Source organism: Arthrobacter sp. OAP107 (assembly GCF_040546765.1).
In the GTDB taxonomy this organism is placed as follows: domain Bacteria; phylum Actinomycetota; class Actinomycetes; order Actinomycetales; family Micrococcaceae; genus Arthrobacter.
This window is the reverse complement of sequence record NZ_JBEPOK010000001.1, coordinates 1,574,239-1,593,677: the sequence shown is the minus strand read 5'-3', so window position 1 is coordinate 1,593,677 and position 19,439 is coordinate 1,574,239. Positions and strand designations below refer to the sequence as shown.

Here is a 19,439-nt window from a genome sequence, read left to right as displayed (position 1 = left end):
GAGGCTCCAGGCCGACAGCGCACGTCAGACTGTGTAGTGCACGCCCGCCACAGCAACGGCCACATCACCGGCAAAGGCGGGCCGCGCCTCGGCCATGACCTTGGTCTGCGATGTCCACACCGGAATGTGGGTGAGGAGCAGGCGGCGGGCACCGGCGGCGGTGGCTGCCTCGGCGGCCCGTTTGCCGGTCAGGTGGACGTCCTTGATGCCGTCGTCGCGGCCTTCCTCGAAGGCTGCTTCACAGAGGAAGAGGTCGGCGTCCTTGGCCGCTTCCTCCAGCCCGCGGCACGAATCGGTGTCACCTGAATAGGTCAGGACGCGGGTCACGGCATTTCCGGCGGCGTCCTGCTCGGTCACCTCCACGCGCAGCGCGTAGGCCTCCTCCACCGGGTGGTTCACGGCGAACGGCGTCACGGTGAAAGGGCCAACAGTGACGGACTGGCGCTCGGTCCAGTTGGTGAAGTCGAACTCCTCGTGCATCCCGGGATCGAGATCCAGGCCGTAGGCTGTGGCCATCCTGTCGGCGGTGGCGGCAGGGCCCCAGACGGGGATTCTCCCCCGGTCCCAGCCGCCCGGCTTCCAGCGCACCGCCACGTGCAGGCCGCACAGGTCCATGCAGTGGTCCGGGTGCAGGTGCGTGAGGAAGATCGCGTCGATGTCCTCCAGGTCGGTGTACCGCTGGATGGCGCCGAGGGCTCCGCTGCCGAGGTCCATGACCACCTTCCACACCCGTTCGCCGTCGTTGGCGGTCAGCAGGTAACAGGAGGCGGGTGATCCGGGGCCGGGAAATGAGCCGGTGCAGCCGACGATGGTGAGCTTCACAGGAAGGACCCCCGGGGGGCTGCGCCGCTGCCGGCAGCCTGCTCCACGAAGTTGGAGATGCGCGGGCGGGCGGCCGCCTTCCGCGCGGCGGCGATCATTTCAGGGGTGATCCGGGCCAGGCTGCCCGTGGGGTACTGTGCCGCAACGTGGTCCACGTGCTTGACGCTGAGCACCTCCGGGCCGAGGAACCTGCGGGCCAGGGCCTCGAACTGGCCCGGATCGCCGGTGGCGATGAAGCTGTGCTCGGGCCGTGCCGGGTCCGTCCGTTCGAGGCCGTTGCTGGCAAGGGCCCGGTAGACGTCCTTGGCCGTTTCCTCGGCGCTTGAGACCAGGGTGACGTCCTCGCCCATGACGTAGGAGATCACGCCGGTCAGCAGCGGATAGTGCGTGCAGCCCAGCACAACGGTGTCCACGCCCGCTGCCTTCAGCGGTTCCAGGTACTCGCGGGCGACGTCCAGCAGTTCCGGGCCGGTGGTGATGCCGGCCTCCACATAGGGCACGAATGCCGGGCAGGCCACGGAGGTGATCTCCAGGTCAGGCGCGGCGGCGAACGTGTCCTCGTAGGCCCTGGACCCCACCGTGGCGGAGGTGCCGATCACGCCTACCCGCCCGGTGCGGGTGGCCGCGACGGCGCGGCGCACGGCCGGCTGGATCACTTCGATGACGGGGATGCCGTAGCGGGCCGTGTAGCGCTCACGGGCGTCACGAAGCACAGCGGCCGACGCCGAGTTGCAGGCGATGGTGAGCAGCTTGACGCCGGAATCCACGAGTTCGTCCATGACACCGAGCGCGTTGGCGCGCACCTCCGCGATGGGCAGCGGCCCGTACGGGCCGTGGGCGGTGTCGCCGACATAGAGGATGGATTCGTTGGGCAGCTGGTCGATGATCGACCGCGCCACCGTCAGGCCGCCGACCCCGGAGTCGAAGACGCCGATCGGCAGCGATCCCACATTTACGCCGTCGGCCGTTGCGGACTCCGCTGCAGCTCCCGCTGCCGGATCCATGCTCGATGCTGAAGTCATGATTATTTGAGGATAGGTCTTCCCGTGAGGTGCGGCCATCACTTGTGGCGAGCGACTCATGTCGAATTTGTCACATTCGGCGGCCGAAACGCCCACAGCCGAAACCGGTCAGGGCCGAAGGAACCGGCCGGCGCCGGGACCCCTCAGGCCCGCGTGTCCAGTGACTGCAGCATCGCCTGCACCAGCGACTCCTGCAGCCACGTGGTGAAGTTGTAGACCAGGGCCAGGTAGCTTTCCACGTCCTCGGCCTGGGACCAGTCCTGCATCTGGTGGACGTGGTCGGCGTCCGCTTCGTCCCGGATGTCGAGCCGCTCGGCGAGCACCAGCCGCACGTCGTTCAGCGCCGTGGACCAGTGCCGGGCATCGGCCGGGGTCAGGACGAGCTCGTCCTTGTCCAGGCCCAGCGCGGCGGCGCGCAGCGCGCCGATCTTGCTTTCCCGCAGCGAGCGTTCGGTGAGCTGGCGGAACTCAAGGGAGGCCTCGGCGTCGTCCTTCACGGCATTGGGGAGCAGCCGCCGGAGGGCACGGTCGGACGGTTCCCGGACCTCCATGTCCAGCCCGATCAGCGCGGTGAGCGGATCCTCCGAACCGCGGTCGGTCGGCTCCAGCATGGAGATGACGTCGGCGAACAGGCTGCGCAGCAGTTCCCGCTCGGCCGGTTCCAGGAAACCGGTGATGCCCTTGAGTGCGTATTTGAAAGCCTTAGCCACGTTTTCCCTTGCCCTTGCCCGGGCCGCTTTTGCCGCCCCCGCTGTCTCCGCCGGTGGCCTTCTCCACGGTGGCCCACAGGCCGAACCCGTGCATCGCGACCGCGTGCTGCTCCACCTGTTCCTTGCTGCCGTGGGCAACGATGGAACGGCCCTTCCTGTGGACCTCGAGCATCAGCTTGTTGGCCTTGGTTTCCGAGTAGCCGAAATAGCTTTGGAAAACATAGCTGACGTAGCTCATCAGGTTGACGGGGTCATTCCAGATGACGAGGTTCCAAGGGACGTCCGGGGCGGTCAGGGCATCGGTGGATACCGCCGTTCCGGTCTGGGTGCTCTCCTGGGTGTCAGGGCCGAGCGCAACGCTTAAGGTCATCTGTCCATTCTATGGCGCCGCGGGGCCTACGCCGGATGGGCCCACGCCGGCGAGGGCCCCGCGGCGAAGCGAAGCGAGACGTGGGAGCCGGTGGTGGGCCCACGCCGGCGAGGGCCCCGCGGCGAAGCGAAGCGAGACGTGGGAGCCGGTGGTGGGCCCACGCCGGCGAGGGCCCCGCGGCGAAGCGAAGCGAGACGTGGGAGCCGGTGGGGACTAGAGTGATTTTTGTGAGTAACTCCGCCGGCTGGGAGCAGCCCCGCACGTCCCTGTTCACCGACCATTACGAGCTGACCATGCTGCAGGGGGCCCTCCATTCCGGCGCCGCCCACCGCAAGGCCGTATTCGAGGCGTTCGCGCGCCGACTGCCGGACGGCCGTCGCTACGGGATCGTCGGCGGCACGGGCAGGCTGCTGGAAGGCATCATGGCGTTCCGGTTCGGCGAGGCGGAACTCGAATTCCTGGCGCGCACCGGCGTCGTTAATAAGGAGACCATCGACTACCTGGCCGATTTCCGGTTCACCGGCGACGTCTGGGGTTATGCCGAGGGTGAGGCGTACTTCCCCAACTCCCCCATCCTGATCGTCGAATCAACGTTTGCCGAGGCGTGCGTCCTGGAGACGTACGTCCTGTCCGTCCTCAACCACGACAGCGCCATCGCCTCGGCGGCGTCGCGAATGGTCATGGCCGCCGGCCAGCGGCCCTGCATCGAGATGGGCTCCCGGCGTACGCAGGAGGAATCAGCCACGGCTGCCGCCCGCGCCGCCGTCATCGCGGGCTTCGACAGCACCTCAAACCTTGAGGCCGGACTGCGGTACGGCCTCAAGACGGTGGGCACCGCCGCCCACTCCTTCACGCTCCTGCATGACACCGAGCGGGACGCCTTTGAGGCCCAGGTCGCCTCCCTGGGGGCCGGCACCTCGCTGCTCGTGGACACGTACGACGTCGAAACCGCCGTCCGTACGGCCGTGGACATTGCCGGGGACAAGTTGGGCGCCGTGCGGCTGGACTCCGGCGACCTGGTGGAGCAGGCGCAGTGGGTCCGGCAGCTACTGGATGAACTGGGCAACGAGCACACCCGCATCACGGTGACCTCGGACCTGGACGAATACGCCATTGCGGCACTGCAGTCCGCCCCCGTTGACTCGTACGGGGTGGGCACCTCCCTGGTGACCGGCTCCGGAGCGCCCACGGCCAGCATGGTCTACAAGCTGGTCAGCCGGACCAACGACGCCGGGGAGTTCGTCCCGGTCGCCAAGACCGCCAAGAACAAGACCAGCAAGGGCGGCCGGAAGTACGCCCTCCGCCGGCTCAACGACAACGGCACGGCCACCCAGGAGCTCATCGGCGTGGGCCACCGGCCCGCGGATGACGGCAACGACCGTACTCTCCTGCAGCAGTTCATCAAGAACGGCGAACTCCTGCCGGGCTGGACCGGCCACGAAGGCGTCCTGCGGGCCCGGCAGCGCCACGCTGACTCGCTCGCCGAACTCCCGGCAGTGGTCCACCGCCTGCACCGTGGCGAGCCGGCCATCCCGACGCTCTATGAGGACAACTGAAGAGAACTGAGGAGAACTGATGGCACGGGCACTCATCATCGTCGACGTCCAGAACGATTTCTGCGAGGGCGGCGCGCTGCCGGTGGAGGGCGGAGCCGCAGTGGCCGGGGCCATCAGCGAGTACGTCGAGAACCACCACGGCCAGTTCGACCACATCGTGGCCACGCAGGACTGGCACGTCGATCCAGGCACCCATTTCTCGGAAGCCCCGGATTTCAAGGACACCTGGCCGCCGCACTGCGTGGCCGGCACCCGGGGGGCCGAGCTGCATCCGGAGCTGGACACCGAGCACATCCAGGCGTACTTCCACAAGGGCCTCTATACCGCGGCCTACTCCGGGTTCGAGGGCCTGCTGGCACCGGAGGACGCCGTCCCCACCGGCGAACGGCAGCCGGGTAGCCTGCCCGGGGCCGCCGATCCCGGCTACGCTCCGGAGGAAGATGCGATCGGCCTCGATGACTGGCTGCAGAGCCACGACGTGGAAGACGTCGTGGTGGTGGGCCTCGCCACCGACCACTGCGTCATGGCCACTTCACTGGATGCGGTCCAGGCCGGCTACTCCGTCACCGTGATCAAGCGGCTGACGGCGGGCATCGCCGACGACCTCGAGGACACCTACGCCGAAATGGAACTGGGCGGCGTGGACCTCGAATAGAGCCCTGCCGGTCTATTTCCGGCCGATGAACCAGTCCTGGAGCTTCTTCAGCCTGGACTGGAGCTGCTCCTCGTTCGCCTGTGCCACAGGCGGGCCGCCGCAGACGGTCCGCAGCTTCGTGTGCACCACGCCGTGTGGGGTGCCCGTCCTCGCAGACCAGGCCGCCACGTTCTTTGCCAGCTCGTTCCGCAGGTCCATCAGCATCCGGTGGTCGGGTATTGCCGGTCCGGCGGGCTCGGCTGCCGGACCCTGGCGCTTCTTCCTGCCCTGCTGCTCGTGTTGGCGCTGGCGCAGCAGCACGCCGACCTGTTCAGCGTCCAGCAGGCCGGGAATGCCGAGGAAGTCGAGTTCGTCCTCGGAGCCGATATCGCCCCCGGTTCCGAATTCGCCGCCGTCGAACAGCACGCGGTCGAAGGAGGCCTGCGAGTCCAGTGCTTCGAACTTGCCCTTGGTCAGGCTGTCCGAGGCCTTCTCCTCGCGGTTCGCCTCGTCCATCAGCGATTCTTCGAGGTCCATCAGGCCGTCAGGGTCGTCGTTCTGCGGCCGGTCCAGGGCGTGGTCGCGTTCGGCTTCCATGCTGTTGGCGAGCGCCATCAGCTGGGGAACGGACGGCAGGAAGACCGAGGCCGTCTCGCCGCGCTTCCGGGAACGCACGAAGCGCCCCACTGCCTGGGCGAAGAACAAGGGAGTAGAGGTGGATGTGGCATAGACGCCCACCGAAAGGCGCGGTACGTCCACGCCTTCGGACACCATTCGCACGGCGACCATCCAGCGCTTGTCGCCCGCGCTGAACTCCTCAATCTTGTTTGAGGCCTTGGCATCATCGGACAGAATCACGGTCGGCGATTGGCCAGTGATCTTCTTGAGCTGGCCGGCGTACGCCCGGGCGTCCTCGTGGTCGGTGGCGATCACCAGGCCGCCGGCGTCGGGAACGGTGCGCCGGACCTCGCTGAGCCGTTTGTCGGCTTGCGCCAGAACGGCGGGAATCCATTCCCCCGCCGGGTTCAGGGCGGTGCGCCAGGCCTGTGACGTGATGTCCTTGGTGACTGCCGCCTCGCCGAGGGAGGCGGCCATCTCGTCACCGGCACTGGTGCGCCAGCGCATCTGCCCCGAGTACGCCATGAAGATCACCGGACGAACCACGTGGTCGCGCAGCGCGTTGCCGTAGCCGTAGGTATAGTCCGACTTGGAGCGCCGGATGCCCTCGCGGTCCTCGGTGTACTCCACGAACGGAATGGGCGAGGTGTCCGACCTGAACGGGGTACCGGTCAGCGACAGCCGCCGGGCCGCGGGATCAAAGGCCTCGCGGAGGCCGTCGCCCCAGGACAGTGCCTCGCCGCCGTGGTGGATTTCGTCAAGAATCACCAGGGTGCGGGCGGCCTCGGTCTTGGCCCGGTGCAGCATGGGCTTGCTGGCCACCTGCGCGTAGGTCACGGCCACGCCGATAAACCCCCGGCCGTGCTGGCCGTCCGAATTCTTGAAGTTTGGGTCAATGGCGATGCCGACGCGCGCAGCGGCGTCGGCCCACTGCCGCTTCAGGTGGTCGGTGGGCGCGACGATGGTCACGCGGTTCACCGTGCCGGCCTCGATCAGCATCGAGGCCACCCTGAGCGCGAAGGTGGTCTTGCCGGCGCCGGGGGTGGCCACGGCCATGAAATCCCGCGGGGACTTGCTGAAGTAGAGATCCAGTGCTTCCTGCTGCCAGGCACGGAGCTTCGGGGCGGTTCCCCAGGCTGCACGTTCCGGGTAAGCCGGGGGCAGGGTGGGTCCGCCGAAGAGTGTCTCCGTCACTATTTGTTGTTGCCTGAGTCTCCGCCGGACCCGCTGCCGCCGTCGTTGCCCGGGCGGAGGCCGTCATAGACCTCTTTGCACATCGGGCATACCGGGAACTTCTGCGGATCCCGTCCGGGCGTCCAGACCTTGCCGCACAGCGCGATGACCGGTTCGCCCGTCATGGCGGACTCCATGATCTTTTCCTTGCGCACGTAGTGTGCAAAGCGCTCACGGTCGCCGGGCTCCACTTCCTGGCGCAGTTCCTCGCGCTCAATGGTTGCGGTGGACGATCCGGCGCCGGAAAGCTCACGCATGGGGTCGTTGTCGAGAGGATCCGTCATGCTACTCATGGCATCCATCTTAGCCGTTCGGAAGGTGCGGCTGCGGGAGGACCCGGGCGCAGGTTCCGGTCACAGCCCCTGCCACGCCGGTTTGTGGTCGTAGGTGTGCCGGTAGTAGTCGGCGAGCTTGAGCGAGGACGCCGCGGCCTCGTCCACCACGATCGAGGCGTGCGGGTGCAGCTGGAGGACCGAGGCAGGGCAGATCGCGGCGAGGGGTCCCTCCACCAGATCGTGGACGGCCTGCGCCTTTTGCGCTCCCGTGGCCAGCAGGATGGCGTGCCTCGATTCGAGGATGGTGCCCAGCCCCTGGGTCACCACGTGGTGCGGAACATCATCAAGGCTGAGGAAGAAGCGGGCGTTGTCGCGCCGGGTCTGCTCGATGAGCGACTTGATCCGGGTCCGGGATGCCAAGGACGAGCCCGGCTCGTTGAAGCCGATGTGCCCGTCGGTGCCGAGTCCCAGAAGCTGCACGTCGATCCCGCCGCGCTCCCTGATCCGGTCCTCGTAGCCCCGGCAGGCCGCCGGAATGTCCGCGGCGCTGCCGTCCGGTCCAAGGACGTTCCCGGGGTCGATGTTGACCCTGTTCGCGAAGTCGCGGCGGATGACCTCCCGGTAGGACTCCGGGTGGCCGGGTTCCAGCCCGACGTACTCATCAAGGGTGAATCCGTAAGCACGGCTGAAGTCCAGGCCGGCCTGCTCGTGGCGCCGGGCGAGTTCGTCGTAGACCGGCAGCGGCGAGGAGCCCGTGGCCAGCCCCAGCACGGCGTCGGGCTTGCCCCGCAGCAGGCTTTCCACCGCATCCGCCACGAGGGAGGCAATCTGCCTCGCGCCCGGAAGTATGACGACCTCCATGTTCGGCCTTTCTCTCGGCTGTCCTGTTAGTCAACCACGCGGGCAGATACTTTTCAGCGGTTGCGTGCTCTCAGCGGTTGACTGTGACCTGGGCCAGGAGCTCCGGGCCGCGGGCATCGAGCCACCGCCCGCCCACCCGGACTCCAACGGCGAACAGCGCCGCGCCCAGGACGGGGCCAAGAGCCAGGTTGATCCAGCCAAACAGCGGTTCACCGGTGAGCACCTGGGCGAGGACCAGCCCGGCCTCCGGGAGGACCAGCACCAGGAGGACACCCATCCCGCCAAACTGGACGGCGAGGGTCTGCCCCACATTTCCCGGCGGCTTCTTGAACGGGCTGTCGCCGGGAAGCGGCACGGCAATGGTGTAGCGGGCGGACACCACGGACGACAGGCCCAGCCCGGTCAGCAGCACTCCAACGGATATCCCCAGGATGGAGGGGCACCACGCCCATTCCCCTGTGATGAAGAACGGCACGGTGGCCAGGATGAGCACCGCGGGCAGCGCGAACGCCAGGCAGGCCAGCGCCCGCCCCAGCCGGTCGTGGACTCCACGCACGCCGGCGGCGACATGGAGGGCAAAGGCGGTGTTGTCGTAGGACACATCCCCGGAGATGGACCACGCCAGCAGGAACGCCGTGAGCGGGCCGGTGATCATCAGCACGCCGTAGTCGTTGGTCTGACTCCCCTGAAAGGCCAGCACCACCGGCAGCAGCGGAATGACCACCAGTGAGCCTGAATACCTGGGGTCACGGAACCAGTAGGTCAGGGCCCGCGCCGTGACGGCACCGGCCGGCGTCGCGGGAAGGAGCGCGAACAACCCCAGCCGCCCGCCCTTCCGGCGGCTGCTTCCGCTGTAGGGCGGCGTGACAAGGGCACGTTCCAGCAGCAGCTTCCAGCACCAGGTAAGACCGGCCAGCGTGGCCACGGCAATGAGCAGCTTGAGCGCGGCCGGGCCGGTGTGTCCGGCTTCAAGGTCGCCGCCCAGCGACCAGGCGGCCCCCAGCGGCGTCCAGGAGATCCTGCCGGCCAGGTCGGACAGGAAGGCCCCGGAACCCGCCACGCCTTGGAAAATGCCGGCGGTGATCGGGCCCAGGAGGACCAGGGGAACCATGAAGGCGATGCCGCTGACGTCCTTGAACCGGCGTGAGGCCGCGAGGCTCGACGTGGCGGTGGTGACCACGCGGCAGAACACCACGCAGGTAAGCACGCCCAGGACGGCGCCCACGAGCGCGCCCGCAGCGGGCAGCACACCGCGGGACCAGGTGACCACGGTGCCCAGGGCGACGAGCAAGGTGGCCAGCCCCGGAATGCCGATGAGGCCGCCGAGCGCCAGGCCGGCCAGCAGCTGCGGCATGGGCACGGCCGACGTCGTAAATCGGGCGGGGTCCAGCGTCATGTCGACGGCGGAGGCAATGACCGGCACAATTCCCCAGCCCAGCAGCGCTGCCGAGCCGGCAAGCACCACCACGGTCTGGGCGAGCCCCGGGTCCTCCTGCCGGAGCAGGACAAGCAGCACCACGCACATGCCGACGAAGAAGAGCGCATACAGGCCGCCGAAGGCCAGGCCCACCAGCTGCCACGGGCTCCGCCGCAGGCCGTTGCGCAGCAGCGTGAGCTTCAGCCTCAGGAGGTGCGCAACCATTCGAGCCCCTCCGTCTGGCTGCGGCCTCCCACGAGCTGCACGAACCGTTCCTCCAGGGTGGCTCCGGCGCGCACCTGGTCGATCGTGCCGGCGGCCAGGATCCGGCCGCCGGCAATCACGGCCACGTGGTCGCACATCCGCTGCACGAGGTCCATCACGTGGCTGGAGACGATCACGGTGCCGCCCGAGGCCACGTACCTGTCCAGGATGTCCCTGATGTTGGCCGCGGAGACGGGATCCACGGATTCGAAGGGCTCATCCAGCACGAGGACCTTCGGCGCATGGATCAGTGCTGAGGCCAGCGCAATTTTCTTGGTCATGCCGGCGGAGTAATCCACCACCAGGGTCCCGGCGTCCTGGCTGAGGTCCAAAGCCGCGAGCAGCTCCCGCACCCGGGCAGCCACCACGTCCCTGCCCATGCCCCGGAGCAGCCCGGCGTACGTGACCAGCTGCTCACCGCTGAGCCGGTCAAAGAGCCGCACCCCGTCCGGCAGGATCCCCATCAGCTTCTTGGCTTCCAGCGGCTGCGCCCAGACGTCCACCCCGTGGACCACGGCCGTTCCGAAATCCGGGCGGAGGAGGCCCGTGGCCATGGAGAGGGTGGTGGTCTTGCCGGCGCCGTTGGGCCCGACAATGCCGAAAAACGAACCGGCGGGAACGTCGAGGCTGATGCCGTCCACAGCGATCTTGGTGCCGAAGCGCTTGGCAAGCCCCCTGATCGAGAGGGCTGTTAAGGGAGTGCTCATGCACTCACCCTAGCCGCGCCCTGCGGCCAGGGGGATCCTCCGGAAGGAGTAGAAACTCAGAACATGCGACTGCCGGAAAACACGCCTAAAAAGCACGCCGCGGCACGGCCCGTTCATACTGCGGCGCCCACCGCAGGTCGTGGCCGAGTTCAAAGGCGGCCCGGAGCCACCAGTGCGGATCCCGCAGTGCCGCCCGGGCGATGAAGACGCCGTCTGCCTGTCCGGTGGCCACCACATGCTCCGCCTGGTCCGGAGACGTCAGCAGCCCGACGGTGCCGGTGGCGACTCCTGTTTCGCGGCGGATCCGGGCCGCGAAGTCGGTCTGGTAGCCCGGCCCAGGCTGGATCTTCTGGTGCGCCACGGCCCCGCCGCTGGACACGTCGACCAGGTCCACGCCCCGCTCGGCGGCCTGCGCGGCCAGGCTGACCGAATCCTCGACGCTGATTCCGCCCTCTGCCCAGTCGGTGGCCGAAATGCGAAGCAGCAGCGGCATGGAGTCGGGGATGACGTTGCGCACCGCATCGACGACGGCCAGGGTCAGCCGGTTCCGCCCCTCCGCATGGCCGCCCCAGGAGTCTGTGCGGTCATTGATCAGGGGGCTCTGGAACTCGTGGAGGAGGTATCCGTGGGCACCGTGCAGTTCGATGGTGTCGAAGCCGATGTCCACGGCACGGGCCGCTGCGGCGGCGAAATCGGTGATGACGCGCTGGATGTCATCCTCGGTCATGGCGGCGGGCGGCGCGTAGCCGTCGAACGCCTGGTCGCTCGGCCCTACTGTTTTCCATCCGCCGTCGGACGCCGGGACTGATCCGCTTTGGCCGGAAAACGGCCAGTACGTGGACGCTTTCCGTCCTGCATGGGCGAGCTGGGCACCGATCTTGGTGCCCGCCGCGCCGTGGCGGTGCACGAAGCGGACGATCCGCTCCCACGCCAGCGCCTGCTCGTCGTTGTACAGCCCCGCGTCGCGCGGACTGATGCGCCCTTGGGCATTGACTGCCGCAGCCTCGGTCAGGATGAGGGCGGCTCCCCCGGCGGCGAACGATCCGAGATGCATGAGGTGCCAGTCGTTGGGCACACCGGGCGCCTCGTCGGGTTCACAGCTGTACTGGCACATCGGCGAAACCCACCCGCGGTGCTGCAGTTCCAGGGAACGCAGCACCAGGGGCCGGAACAGCGCGGGCACCGCCACTAAAACAGCACCCGTGCCAGCGCCTGGCGGGCCTTGCCCACGCGTTCGTCCGTGCTGCCGACAACTTCGAACAGCTCGAGCAGGCGCACGCGGGCGGATTCGCGTTCCGGCCCGAAGTTCCTGCCGATGAACGCGACCACGCGGTTCAGGGCATCCTCCACGTGGCCGCCCGCCAGATCGAGATCCGCCACGCCCAGCTGGGCCGTCAGGTTGTCAGGCTCATCCGCCGCGAGCTGGCGCATGGCCTCACCCTCAGGTCCGGAAAGGCTCTGCAGGCGTTCCATGAGTTCCACCTGTGCCAGGCCGGCCTTGGCCTCCGCGTCCGCCGGCATCTCGGCGAGCGCCTGCCGGTAGGCAGCCGCCGCTGCGGCGTAGTCGCCCTCTTCTATGGCGTCGAAAGCCTTCTGGTGAAGCGGCGGCAGAGGGGCCGGACCGGGTTCTTCAGAGGTACCCGCGCCGCCTCCGACGTTGCCGGTCACCCCGTTGGCAGCGGCAACCGTGAGAAGTTCGTCCAGCAGGGGGCGGATCTGCTCTTCGTCCGCGCCGCCCTGGAAGAGCGGAACCGGCTGGCCCTTGATGACGGCCACAGCCGTGGGGATGGCCTGCACCTGGAAGGCCTGGGCCAGCTGGGGAAACGCTTCGACGTCCGCAGCTGCGAGGACCAGCCGGCCGCCGTAGCTCTGGATGTTCCGGTCAAGCACATCCAGCACGCCGGCCGATTCAGGCGAATAGGCGGCCCAGAGGACGAACACCACGGGCACCTGGGCGGACAGCTCGATCAGGCTCTGGAAGTTTGCCTCGGTGACGTCCACCCGGAGGGCGGGTCCGCCGTCGCCCTGTTGGGCCGGCGGGGACTGTGCGTCGCCTGCCGCGGGGCCACTGGTCGGCGGCGCCGGCCGCTGCTTGAGGGAGGAGAGATCGACGGCGCCGCGAAGGTTAAGCTGGCTCGCGGCCGGAGGGACAGGGCGGGAAGCTGGCGAACTCATAGCTCCCACTCTAGCCACAAGAGCGGCCGCGGTAAGCACCGCGGCCGCTCAAGTGACGGCGGGTTGAGGAAAACCCCTTCCCTACTTGAAGCTGGCGCCAACCAGTCCGCGGGTGGCAGCCACGAGCTTCATGGGGTCCTTCGAGTCGGCCGGCGGCACGTACACGGCCACGGATTCGGCGAACTTCAGCACCATGCCGGTGGTGGTCTCCTTGCCGCCGGCGAGGACGGCCGCATCGTTGCCGATGGACAGCTTGTCGCCTTCGGCCTTGGGGGTGCCGTCGAAGTTGAAGGTCAGGCGGCCAAGGACCAGGGCCCCGCCGTCCTCCGTCCGGAACACCACAGTGCTCTCCGGAACCACCTTGTGCGTGAACGCGAACTTGCCGTCGACGCCGTCCTTCACAATGTCAGCCTGGTAGGACAGCGTGTCCGCAATGTACGGGGATGACTCCCCTTCCACCAGCTTGCTCTTGAACGTGGAGTTGGACTTGGTCAGCCGGTCGGCCAGTCCTGCGAGCGCTTCCTGCCCGCTGTAGAGGAGGCCGGACTTATCGCCTGCGGCAAGCGACTCCGTGCCGCCGCGTACGATCGCCGGGAAGGTGGTGCCGGGCTGCAGCGGCGAGGTGCCCACGAGCTTGTAGTTGTCCCGCGGGGAAGTCTGCACGAGCGTGAGCAGCTGCGGCACAACGTTGCCCTCGCCCTGCGTGACGGCGAGGACGGAGCGCGGCCATTCGCGCTTGTCCGTGACCACCGTCGTCAGCAGCTTTGTGGAGCGCACGGGCATGCGGGCGTCGTAGGAGGCCACGCGGGACCTGATCTTGTAGTTCTGGGTGCGGACCTCGAGCTCCGTCCCGGCAACGCGGGCGGCAAGCTTCTTGGCGTCCTTGGCGGCGTCGCCGGCGTCGGTGGCGCTGGCCACCTGCTCCAGGATGCGGCGGAACTGGGCGTCCAGGACCACCGGCGTGCCGCTGGCCGCGGGCGATGCGCTGGCCGTGGACGTCGACGCCGGGGCAGACGAAGTGGTGGCCTGCGCGGCAGCTGCGGTGCCGGCGAGGACGGCGGCGGTGGTGGCCGCGACCACCACGCTGAGCCGTGCGGAGGAGGACCGTTCACCGGCCTTGGCTGCCGCCTTGGCGCGGGCGCGCCGCGCGAACAGGCTGCCCTGCTTCTCAGCACCCTTGCCGGCCGGGCCGCTGCTTGGGGATCCACCGTCGGAGGACCCGCCGCCGCGGGGTGCCCCGCTCTTGGGCTTGAGGACCAGCAGCGCTCCGCCGGCCAGGATCAGGAGCCCACCGAGGACCATGAGCGGCACGGCCCACGGCATGGAGGTGTCGTTGGGGAACGTCATGGAGATGGACGACGGCGCGGGCTTCTTTCCGTCCGCTGCAAGCAGCAGGGACCAGTCGCCGTCGGCCGGGGCGGACCAGGTGTAGTCCAGTTCGCCGCTGGCGTTCTCGCTGCTGACCCAGAGGTCGGAGCCGGCCGGCGACGGCGCGGTGGCCTCGCCGTCAGTGTGCTTCACCTGCAGCGACTTCTTGTCGTCCGAGACTCCGGTGACCGTGTTGTGGGCGGTCTTGCCCACCCAGGCATCGACGTCATCCGGGCGTCCTGCCGCGAGCAGGAAGCTGCCCTCGCCCTTCACCTTGATGGTGACCGTTCCGCCGTCGACGGTGCGCAGCTTCTGGTCGATAACGGTCAGGGGCGCGGCTTCGCCGGCGGAAGCCGTTGCCGTCACTGTCTCGGCGGGAGCCCAGAAGGTCTTCTGCCCGATGCCGGCCAGCAGTGTCAGGAGGCCGAGCAGCACAAGTGCAACTGCAGTCTTGAAACGCAAAGGAATACCTATCATCAGCGGGGGTTTAGCCTCAATAGTAACCGTTTTGTTACCAATAGGCCGGATCGGGGGGTGCGGGGCCCCCGCTGCCACTCCGGCGAAACGCCGCCCGCCCGGTTATTCACAAGGCTGCTGATAGTGTTTGCGATGATCATCACACCCGGCCCGCAGCCGCGGCGCCACGTACGGTAAAGGCATCAAAAAGCAGTGACTGAACACACGGATCCGTCCAAGCGCGGCCCCGAAGATCTGCCCGACGCCGACTCCCCGCAGAGCCTGCACGCGCCCCGGGAAACTGCAGCACAGGACACTTCCGCGAAGGCGAAGGGCCGCCCTGCTGCCCTGGGCGCCGTATTGAGGCGTCTGCGCCAGCCCATCCCCGGCGCGCAGCCCAGGCTCAGGTTTGAGTTCCCGCCGGAGCATCCGGACAACCTTGAGACCGAAGAGGCCGGCGAGACCGCGGACACCGCACGGTTCGGTTCCCCCGGCCCCCGCATCTCGGCCCAGCACCCCCTGTACCTGGGGTTCATGGGCACCGTGGGTGTGGGCCTGGCCCTGTTGGTCTACTGGATCGGCTCCCACACCACCCAGCTCCTGCTCTGGATCGTGGCGGCCCTGTTCATCGCCCTGGGCCTGGACCCGGTAGTCCGCTGGCTGGAAGGACGGAAGATCCCCCGGCCCGCCGGCATCCTCGTGTCCGTGTCCGTGCTGATGCTCGCCGTCGTCGGCTTCTTTGCAACCCTCATCCCCACGATCGTGGAGCAGGTGACCGAGCTCGTGCAGCAGGCCCCGGTGTGGGTGCGCGACTTCGTCAATTCAGATTTCTTCCGGACCGTGGACAACCAGTTCGGCGTCCGTGACCGCATCACCGAGGAACTGGACAAGTTCGTCAAGAACCCGGAGGCCATGAGCGGCATCTTCGGCGGCGTCGTCGGCTTCGGCTCGACGGTGGCCAACGGCCTGTTCGGCACCTTGATCGTGCTGGTGCTCAGCCTGTACTTCCTGGCCGCCCTGCCTGCAATGAAGAAATGGGGCTACCGGCTGGCACCGCGATCCCGCCGGCCGAGGGTCGAGGCACTGTCCGAAGAGATCAGCCGCTCCGTGGGCAACTACGTCATCGGCCAGGCCGTGGTCGCCCTGCTGAACGCCACCTTCGCCTTCATCGTCATGTCCATCATCGGCGTGCCATTCGCCGTGCTGCTGACGTTCGTCGTGGCGTTGCTGGCCTTCATTCCGCTGGTCGGCGGCCTGATCGCCGGCGTGGTGGTCGTCCTGATCACCCTGACGCTGGGGTGGCAGTCCGCCCTGGCCTACGCCATCTGCTACTTCGCCTACCTGCAGTTCGAGGCGTACTTCATCTCGCCGCGCATCATGCAGAAGGCCGTGGCGGTGCCCGGCGCCGTCGCCGTCATCTCCGTCATTGCCGGCGGCAGCCTGCTCGGCGTCCTGGGCGCACTGATTGCCATCCCGACGGCGGCTGCCACCCTGCTGCTGATCAAGGAGATCTACATCGTCCGCCAGGACAAGCACTAGGCGCAGGTAGGCATCAGCCGCAGGCGCGCGCCTGCCCTCAGACGGCGGCGGTGGCCACCGGCCCTTCCCATTCCTGCGGAAGGCCCGCGGCTCCTGAGCCGCCGCGGGTAACGTCGTCCACGATTTCGTTCAGCACCCGGGCGGCCTGCTTCTCCCCCACCCAAAGGTGCTTGGCGCCGTCGACCCCCACCACCCTGGCCTGCGGCACAAGGCCGAACCGCGCCTCCGCGGCGGCGGGCCGGAGATAACCGTCGTGCTCGGGCACCAGGACGGTCAGCGGCTTGCCGGCTACCGCCCACAGCTTCAGGTGCTCGTCGGTGGCGCGGTGCAGCGGCGGGGACAGCAGCACCGCGCCCTCCACCTGGGACGCCACCGGGTCCACGGCGCCGTACATCAGGGCGAGCTCGGTGCCGAAGGACCAGCCCACGAGCCAGCGGTTGGGCAGGCCCCGGTCGACGGCAAACCGCACCGCCGCCTCGACGTCGTACCGCTCACCGATGCCTTCCTCAAACGTGCCGTCGCTGGTTCCGCGCGGCGAGGACGTGCCCCGGGTGTTGAAGCGCAGCACGGCGATGCCTGCCAGCGCCGGCAGCCGGTAGGAGGCCTTGCGGTACACGTGGGAATCCATGAACCCGCCGTGCGTGGGCAGCGGGTGGAGGGTGATCAGCGTGGCGGTGACCGGACCCGATTCCGGCAGGGCCAGTTCGCCCACGAGCGTGTGGCCGTCCTCGGTGCGGATCTCGATGTTTTCGCGCCGGGCGGGGAGCACCGTGGAGGCGCGGATCGCGGTGGCGGCTGATGGCTGGCTGAAAACGTACGACGCCGGGTCAAAAGTCATGCGCACCAGCTTATCTTCCGGCCGGGTTGCGCCGGACACGGGTCATCAGGCGCACCCGGGACCTTGCGCTACCGGTAGCGGAAGTTACGTGACGTCCAGCAGTTCGTGTGCCAGTGGCGCCGCTCGGCAAGGCCCGCGGCAGCTCCGAACAGGTGATCGTCGGCCCAGACCACAAGGTGGGCGATTCCGGGCAGGACGGCCGTGGAGCAGCCCGGGCAGATGTAGGTCTTTTCAGCATTGCGGGCCGTCATGGTCCGCACCATCCAGTCGCCGTCCGGCGCGCTTTCCCGGCGGGCGATCCCTGCGCGGGCCCGCTCCAGGTCAAGTTCCGGCGCGGGACCTGTGCCGTGCTTTCCGCCGCCCGGGGCGTTCCCGGCCGCACCGCGCCCGGTCTTGGGCCGGCGGGGACGGTTGGAGCGGGGCATGACTCCATTCTGCCTCAGCCGGTGCCCCTGCCCCGCCCAGCATGACACCGTGCTAAGGGCCGGCACTGCGGGGAAGGCACTGCGGAGAAGGTATGGTGTAGGGCGTGCGTCTCGTCATAGCCCGTTGCTCCGTTGATTATGTTGGCCGGCTCAAAGCCCATCTCCCCCTTGCCACCCGGCTCCTGCTCGTGAAGGCCGACGGTTCCGTGCTGGTGCACTCCGACGGCGGCTCCTACAAGCCGCTGAACTGGATGAGCCCGCCTGCGGTCCTCCGCGTCACTTCCCCGGAGGAGGCCGACGTCGAAGTGGGCGTCGTCGAACAATGGACGGTGCAGTCGGCCAAGACGGACGACAGACTGATCATCAACATTCATGAGCAGATCCACGACAGCTCCCACGAGCTGGGCCAGGACCCCGGGCTGATCAAGGACGGCGTCGAGGCCGACCTGCAGCGCCTCCTCGCCGACCAGATCGAAACCCTCGGCGAGGGGTTCTCGCTGATCCGGCGCGAGTACTTCACAGCCATCGGCCCGGTGGACATCCTGGCCCGCGATGCCGCCGGCGCCACGGTGGCCATCGAACTGAAGCGCCGCGGGGACATCGACGGCGTGGAGCAGCTGACGCGGTACCTGGAGCTGCTCAACCGCGATCCCCTGCTGGCGCCGGTGCGGGGCATCTTCGCCGCGCAACAAATCAAACCGCAGGCCAGGGTGCTGGCCACGGACCGCGGCATTGACTGCGTGACCCTCGACTATGACGCGATGCGGGGCGTTGACGATATCGAATCCCGGCTTTTCTGACCCCTGCGTCCGGCCGGCACAGCCGTAGCCAAGGGGTGATCAGCCGTTTACTCCGGATTTGCCCAAAATTTGCCGGAATTCGCGTTTTGCCCGTTGACCAGACGGTTTGCCCATGAAATTCTTGTACCAGTCTTTGTGTAGGTGTTTTTCATGCTCGCAAGACATGTTGCGAGCGCGAAGCTCCTGCAACGCAATTCCGGTTACCGGGGGTGCAGGCCAGGATTCTTCTCGCGGAGTAACCAAGACCAGTACGAGGTGTGCTGGCCTTAAAAAAGTTCCATACTGAGGAGAAATAAATGGCACAGGGAACCGTCAAGTGGTTCAACGCTGAAAAGGGCTTCGGCTTCATCACCCCGGACGACTCCGATGGCGATGTCTTCGTTCACTACTCCGAGATCCAGACCGGCGGCTTCAAGACCCTCGACGAGAACCAGCGCGTTCAGTTCGAAATCGGCCAAGGCGCCAAGGGCCCCCAGGCCACGGGCGTGACCGTCGTCTAATTAGTCTCAAACAAATGATCCTCGGCATTCGTGCCGGGGATCATTTTTTGTGTCACTAATATTTTCAGATCCTGAAACATTCACGGGTAAGCGCCAGATTGGCGCCCGGCGGGCCTGAAACGTCAGCGCCAGGTCCCTATGCCGATGACCGGCCCGGCCTCGAGCCACGAGGACAAACCGGTGTAGGCATCGAACTTCATGGCCAGGAAAACGTCCTGGCCCTCGTAGCGAAGCTCCACGATCACGACGTCGGGCTGCACCTTGACCAGCTCCGCCTCCGTGGGCTGGCGCCGGCCCAGCAGCTCAAGCGAACTCCTCTTGAAGCGGTGGCGCGGCCGGACGCTCAGTGAGAGGAGTTTGAACCACTCAAGCTCATTGTCCTGATAACGACAAACCCCCATCCGCCAGCTTTTTCCAGCCGTACGAATGGAGGCGTCCACCGTGCCCAGGGCGCGCCGCAGGTTGAAGCGGCGCACCCCAAACAGGCACAGCGTAAAAATCAGCACCGCAAACACGGTTGCTATGGCGATGAACGGAAAGTAAGTAACGTCCATCAGGGTTGTGCTATCGGATCCCCGCAGTGGCCGCGTCACCCAGCTGGGCGTTGTCAGCAACAATTACCACCCGGTTGTTGTCAACGGAGAAGAATCCGCCGTCGACGTCTACGGCAATTCGGTCGCCGGAGACCGGCTCGATCGCCAGCTGACCCTCGGCCAAAATCGCCAGCACGGGCGAGTGGCCGGGCAGGATTCCGATTTCACCATCGCTGGTGCGGGCCTTGACCATCTTGGCCGCCCCGGACCACACGAAGTGGTCCGCTGCGACAATCTCAACCTCAAGCTCAGCCAT

Annotated in this window: 21 protein-coding genes; 5 read left to right on the top strand and 16 right to left on the bottom strand. The window is 67.6% G+C overall.

Going from position 1 to position 19,439, the window contains the following annotated elements; all coding sequences use genetic code 11:
- Window positions 1-24: 24 nt before the first annotated feature.
- From ABIE00_RS07435 to clpS, 4 genes are all read right to left on the bottom strand, one after another.
- On the bottom strand, window positions 25-822 hold the full coding sequence (locus ABIE00_RS07435; RefSeq protein WP_354258625.1) for an MBL fold metallo-hydrolase: 798 nt from the start codon (window positions 820-822) through the stop codon (window positions 25-27).
- On the bottom strand, window positions 819-1,844 hold the full coding sequence (gene murI, locus ABIE00_RS07430; RefSeq protein ID WP_502914206.1) for a glutamate racemase: 1,026 nt from the start codon (window positions 1,842-1,844) through the stop codon (window positions 819-821). Before murI ends, ABIE00_RS07435 begins: the two co-directional genes overlap by 4 nt.
- A gap of 143 nt (window positions 1,845-1,987) precedes the next feature.
- Window positions 1,988-2,554 carry a DUF2017 domain-containing protein gene (locus ABIE00_RS07425; RefSeq protein ID WP_354258622.1) on the bottom strand — a complete coding sequence of 189 codons (567 nt, stop codon included), beginning with the start codon at window positions 2,552-2,554 and terminating at the stop codon, window positions 1,988-1,990.
- A complete protein-coding gene (gene clpS / locus ABIE00_RS07420) occupies window positions 2,547-2,924 on the bottom strand; it encodes an ATP-dependent Clp protease adapter ClpS (protein WP_331574915.1) in 378 nt (125 codons plus the stop codon). The genes ABIE00_RS07425 and clpS overlap by 8 nt, the downstream gene beginning before the upstream one ends.
- Window positions 2,925-3,151: 227 nt before the next feature.
- On the opposite strand from clpS, the gene ABIE00_RS07415 reads away from it, so the two are divergent.
- Both ABIE00_RS07415 and ABIE00_RS07410 read left to right on the top strand, forming a co-directional pair.
- Window positions 3,152-4,480: a nicotinate phosphoribosyltransferase gene (locus ABIE00_RS07415; protein WP_354258618.1), complete on the top strand. Its 1,329-nt coding sequence runs from the start codon at window positions 3,152-3,154 to the stop codon at window positions 4,478-4,480.
- 19 nt (window positions 4,481-4,499) lie between these two features.
- Entirely contained in the window at window positions 4,500-5,135 is a 636-nt protein-coding gene (locus ABIE00_RS07410) for an isochorismatase family protein (RefSeq protein WP_354258615.1), read from the top strand.
- 12 nt (window positions 5,136-5,147) lie between these two features.
- Here the strand turns inward: ABIE00_RS07410 and ABIE00_RS07405 are convergent, their stop codons facing one another.
- The 8 genes from ABIE00_RS07405 to ABIE00_RS07370 form a co-directional block, all read right to left on the bottom strand.
- Window positions 5,148-6,926 carry a DEAD/DEAH box helicase gene (locus tag ABIE00_RS07405; protein ID WP_354258612.1) on the bottom strand — a complete coding sequence of 593 codons (1,779 nt, stop codon included), beginning with the start codon at window positions 6,924-6,926 and terminating at the stop codon, window positions 5,148-5,150.
- Window positions 6,926-7,267: a DUF3039 domain-containing protein gene (locus ABIE00_RS07400; protein WP_307103745.1), complete on the bottom strand. Its 342-nt coding sequence runs from the start codon at window positions 7,265-7,267 to the stop codon at window positions 6,926-6,928. The genes ABIE00_RS07405 and ABIE00_RS07400 overlap by 1 nt, the downstream gene beginning before the upstream one ends.
- A 51-nt stretch (window positions 7,268-7,318) precedes the next feature.
- Window positions 7,319-8,101, bottom strand: coding sequence for a glucosamine-6-phosphate deaminase (gene nagB / locus ABIE00_RS07395; RefSeq protein ID WP_354258608.1), 783 nt, complete (start codon window positions 8,099-8,101; stop codon window positions 7,319-7,321).
- A gap of 70 nt (window positions 8,102-8,171) precedes the next feature.
- Window positions 8,172-9,743 carry a transporter gene (locus ABIE00_RS07390; RefSeq protein ID WP_354258605.1) on the bottom strand — a complete coding sequence of 524 codons (1,572 nt, stop codon included), beginning with the start codon at window positions 9,741-9,743 and terminating at the stop codon, window positions 8,172-8,174.
- Window positions 9,725-10,489 (bottom strand): ABC transporter ATP-binding protein, encoded by a 765-nt coding sequence (locus ABIE00_RS07385; RefSeq protein ID WP_331574921.1) that lies wholly within the window; start codon window positions 10,487-10,489, stop codon window positions 9,725-9,727. The genes ABIE00_RS07390 and ABIE00_RS07385 overlap by 19 nt, the downstream gene beginning before the upstream one ends.
- Window positions 10,490-10,574: 85 nt before the next feature.
- Entirely contained in the window at window positions 10,575-11,672 is a 1,098-nt protein-coding gene (locus ABIE00_RS07380) for an NADH:flavin oxidoreductase/NADH oxidase (protein ID WP_354263298.1), read from the bottom strand.
- A gap of 5 nt (window positions 11,673-11,677) precedes the next feature.
- Window positions 11,678-12,664, bottom strand: coding sequence for a tetratricopeptide repeat protein (locus ABIE00_RS07375; RefSeq protein ID WP_354258602.1), 987 nt, complete (start codon window positions 12,662-12,664; stop codon window positions 11,678-11,680).
- An 81-nt stretch (window positions 12,665-12,745) separates the two neighbouring features.
- The gene (locus tag ABIE00_RS07370) at window positions 12,746-14,509 is read right to left on the bottom strand and encodes a hypothetical protein (RefSeq protein WP_354258599.1); all 1,764 of its coding nucleotides are present in this window, start codon (window positions 14,507-14,509) and stop codon (window positions 12,746-12,748) included.
- Between the two features lie 192 nt (window positions 14,510-14,701).
- On the opposite strand from ABIE00_RS07370, the gene ABIE00_RS07365 reads away from it, so the two are divergent.
- The gene (locus ABIE00_RS07365) at window positions 14,702-16,027 is read left to right on the top strand and encodes an AI-2E family transporter (RefSeq protein WP_502914205.1); all 1,326 of its coding nucleotides are present in this window, start codon (window positions 14,702-14,704) and stop codon (window positions 16,025-16,027) included.
- Between the two features lie 37 nt (window positions 16,028-16,064).
- On the opposite strand, the gene ABIE00_RS07360 is transcribed toward ABIE00_RS07365, so the two are convergent.
- Entirely contained in the window at window positions 16,065-16,865 is an 801-nt protein-coding gene (locus ABIE00_RS07360) for an alpha/beta hydrolase (RefSeq protein ID WP_354258596.1), read from the bottom strand.
- 68 nt (window positions 16,866-16,933) lie between these two features.
- Window positions 16,934-17,290 carry an Rv1322 family protein gene (locus tag ABIE00_RS07355; RefSeq protein ID WP_354258593.1) on the bottom strand — a complete coding sequence of 119 codons (357 nt, stop codon included), beginning with the start codon at window positions 17,288-17,290 and terminating at the stop codon, window positions 16,934-16,936.
- Window positions 17,291-17,394: 104 nt separating this feature from the next.
- Between ABIE00_RS07355 and nucS the strand changes: the two genes are divergently transcribed.
- Together nucS and ABIE00_RS07345 are read left to right on the top strand one after the other, a co-directional pair.
- Window positions 17,395-18,090: an endonuclease NucS gene (gene nucS, locus ABIE00_RS07350; protein WP_354258590.1), complete on the top strand. Its 696-nt coding sequence runs from the start codon at window positions 17,395-17,397 to the stop codon at window positions 18,088-18,090.
- 296 nt (window positions 18,091-18,386) lie between these two features.
- Complete coding sequence (locus ABIE00_RS07345; RefSeq protein ID WP_003804766.1) at window positions 18,387-18,590, top strand: cold-shock protein; 204 nt, start codon at window positions 18,387-18,389, stop codon at window positions 18,588-18,590.
- A 122-nt stretch (window positions 18,591-18,712) separates the two neighbouring features.
- On the opposite strand, the gene ABIE00_RS07340 is transcribed toward ABIE00_RS07345, so the two are convergent.
- Complete coding sequence (locus ABIE00_RS07340; protein WP_354258586.1) at window positions 18,713-19,144, bottom strand: DUF2550 domain-containing protein; 432 nt, start codon at window positions 19,142-19,144, stop codon at window positions 18,713-18,715.
- Window positions 19,145-19,154: 10 nt separating this feature from the next.
- Window positions 19,155-19,439, bottom strand: coding sequence for a F0F1 ATP synthase subunit epsilon (locus tag ABIE00_RS07335; RefSeq protein ID WP_306924356.1), 285 nt, complete (start codon window positions 19,437-19,439; stop codon window positions 19,155-19,157).

What these genes read in the sequence shown, in the direction of transcription:
- ABIE00_RS07335 (WP_306924356.1), bottom strand. Translation starts at nt 19,439, where the DNA reads ATGGCTGAGCTTGAGGTTGAGATTGTCGCAGCGGACCACTTCGTGTGG.
- ABIE00_RS07390 (WP_354258605.1), bottom strand. Translation starts at nt 9,743, where the DNA reads ATGGTTGCGCACCTCCTGAGGCTGAAGCTCACGCTGCTGCGCAACGGC.
- ABIE00_RS07370 (WP_354258599.1), bottom strand. Translation starts at nt 14,509, where the DNA reads ATGATAGGTATTCCTTTGCGTTTCAAGACTGCAGTTGCACTTGTGCTG.
- ABIE00_RS07410 (WP_354258615.1), top strand. Translation starts at nt 4,500, where the DNA reads ATGGCACGGGCACTCATCATCGTCGACGTCCAGAACGATTTCTGCGAG.
- ABIE00_RS07345 (WP_003804766.1), top strand. Translation starts at nt 18,387, where the DNA reads ATGGCACAGGGAACCGTCAAGTGGTTCAACGCTGAAAAGGGCTTCGGC.
- ABIE00_RS07385 (WP_331574921.1), bottom strand. Translation starts at nt 10,489, where the DNA reads ATGAGCACTCCCTTAACAGCCCTCTCGATCAGGGGGCTTGCCAAGCGC.
- nagB (WP_354258608.1), bottom strand. Translation starts at nt 8,101, where the DNA reads ATGGAGGTCGTCATACTTCCGGGCGCGAGGCAGATTGCCTCCCTCGTG.
- clpS (WP_331574915.1), bottom strand. Translation starts at nt 2,924, where the DNA reads ATGACCTTAAGCGTTGCGCTCGGCCCTGACACCCAGGAGAGCACCCAG.
- ABIE00_RS07355 (WP_354258593.1), bottom strand. Translation starts at nt 17,290, where the DNA reads ATGCCCCGCTCCAACCGTCCCCGCCGGCCCAAGACCGGGCGCGGTGCG.
- ABIE00_RS07340 (WP_354258586.1), bottom strand. Translation starts at nt 19,144, where the DNA reads ATGGACGTTACTTACTTTCCGTTCATCGCCATAGCAACCGTGTTTGCG.
- murI (WP_502914206.1), bottom strand. Translation starts at nt 1,844, where the DNA reads ATGACTTCAGCATCGAGCATGGATCCGGCAGCGGGAGCTGCAGCGGAG.
- ABIE00_RS07400 (WP_307103745.1), bottom strand. Translation starts at nt 7,267, where the DNA reads ATGGATGCCATGAGTAGCATGACGGATCCTCTCGACAACGACCCCATG.
- ABIE00_RS07360 (WP_354258596.1), bottom strand. Translation starts at nt 16,865, where the DNA reads ATGACTTTTGACCCGGCGTCGTACGTTTTCAGCCAGCCATCAGCCGCC.
- ABIE00_RS07375 (WP_354258602.1), bottom strand. Translation starts at nt 12,664, where the DNA reads ATGAGTTCGCCAGCTTCCCGCCCTGTCCCTCCGGCCGCGAGCCAGCTT.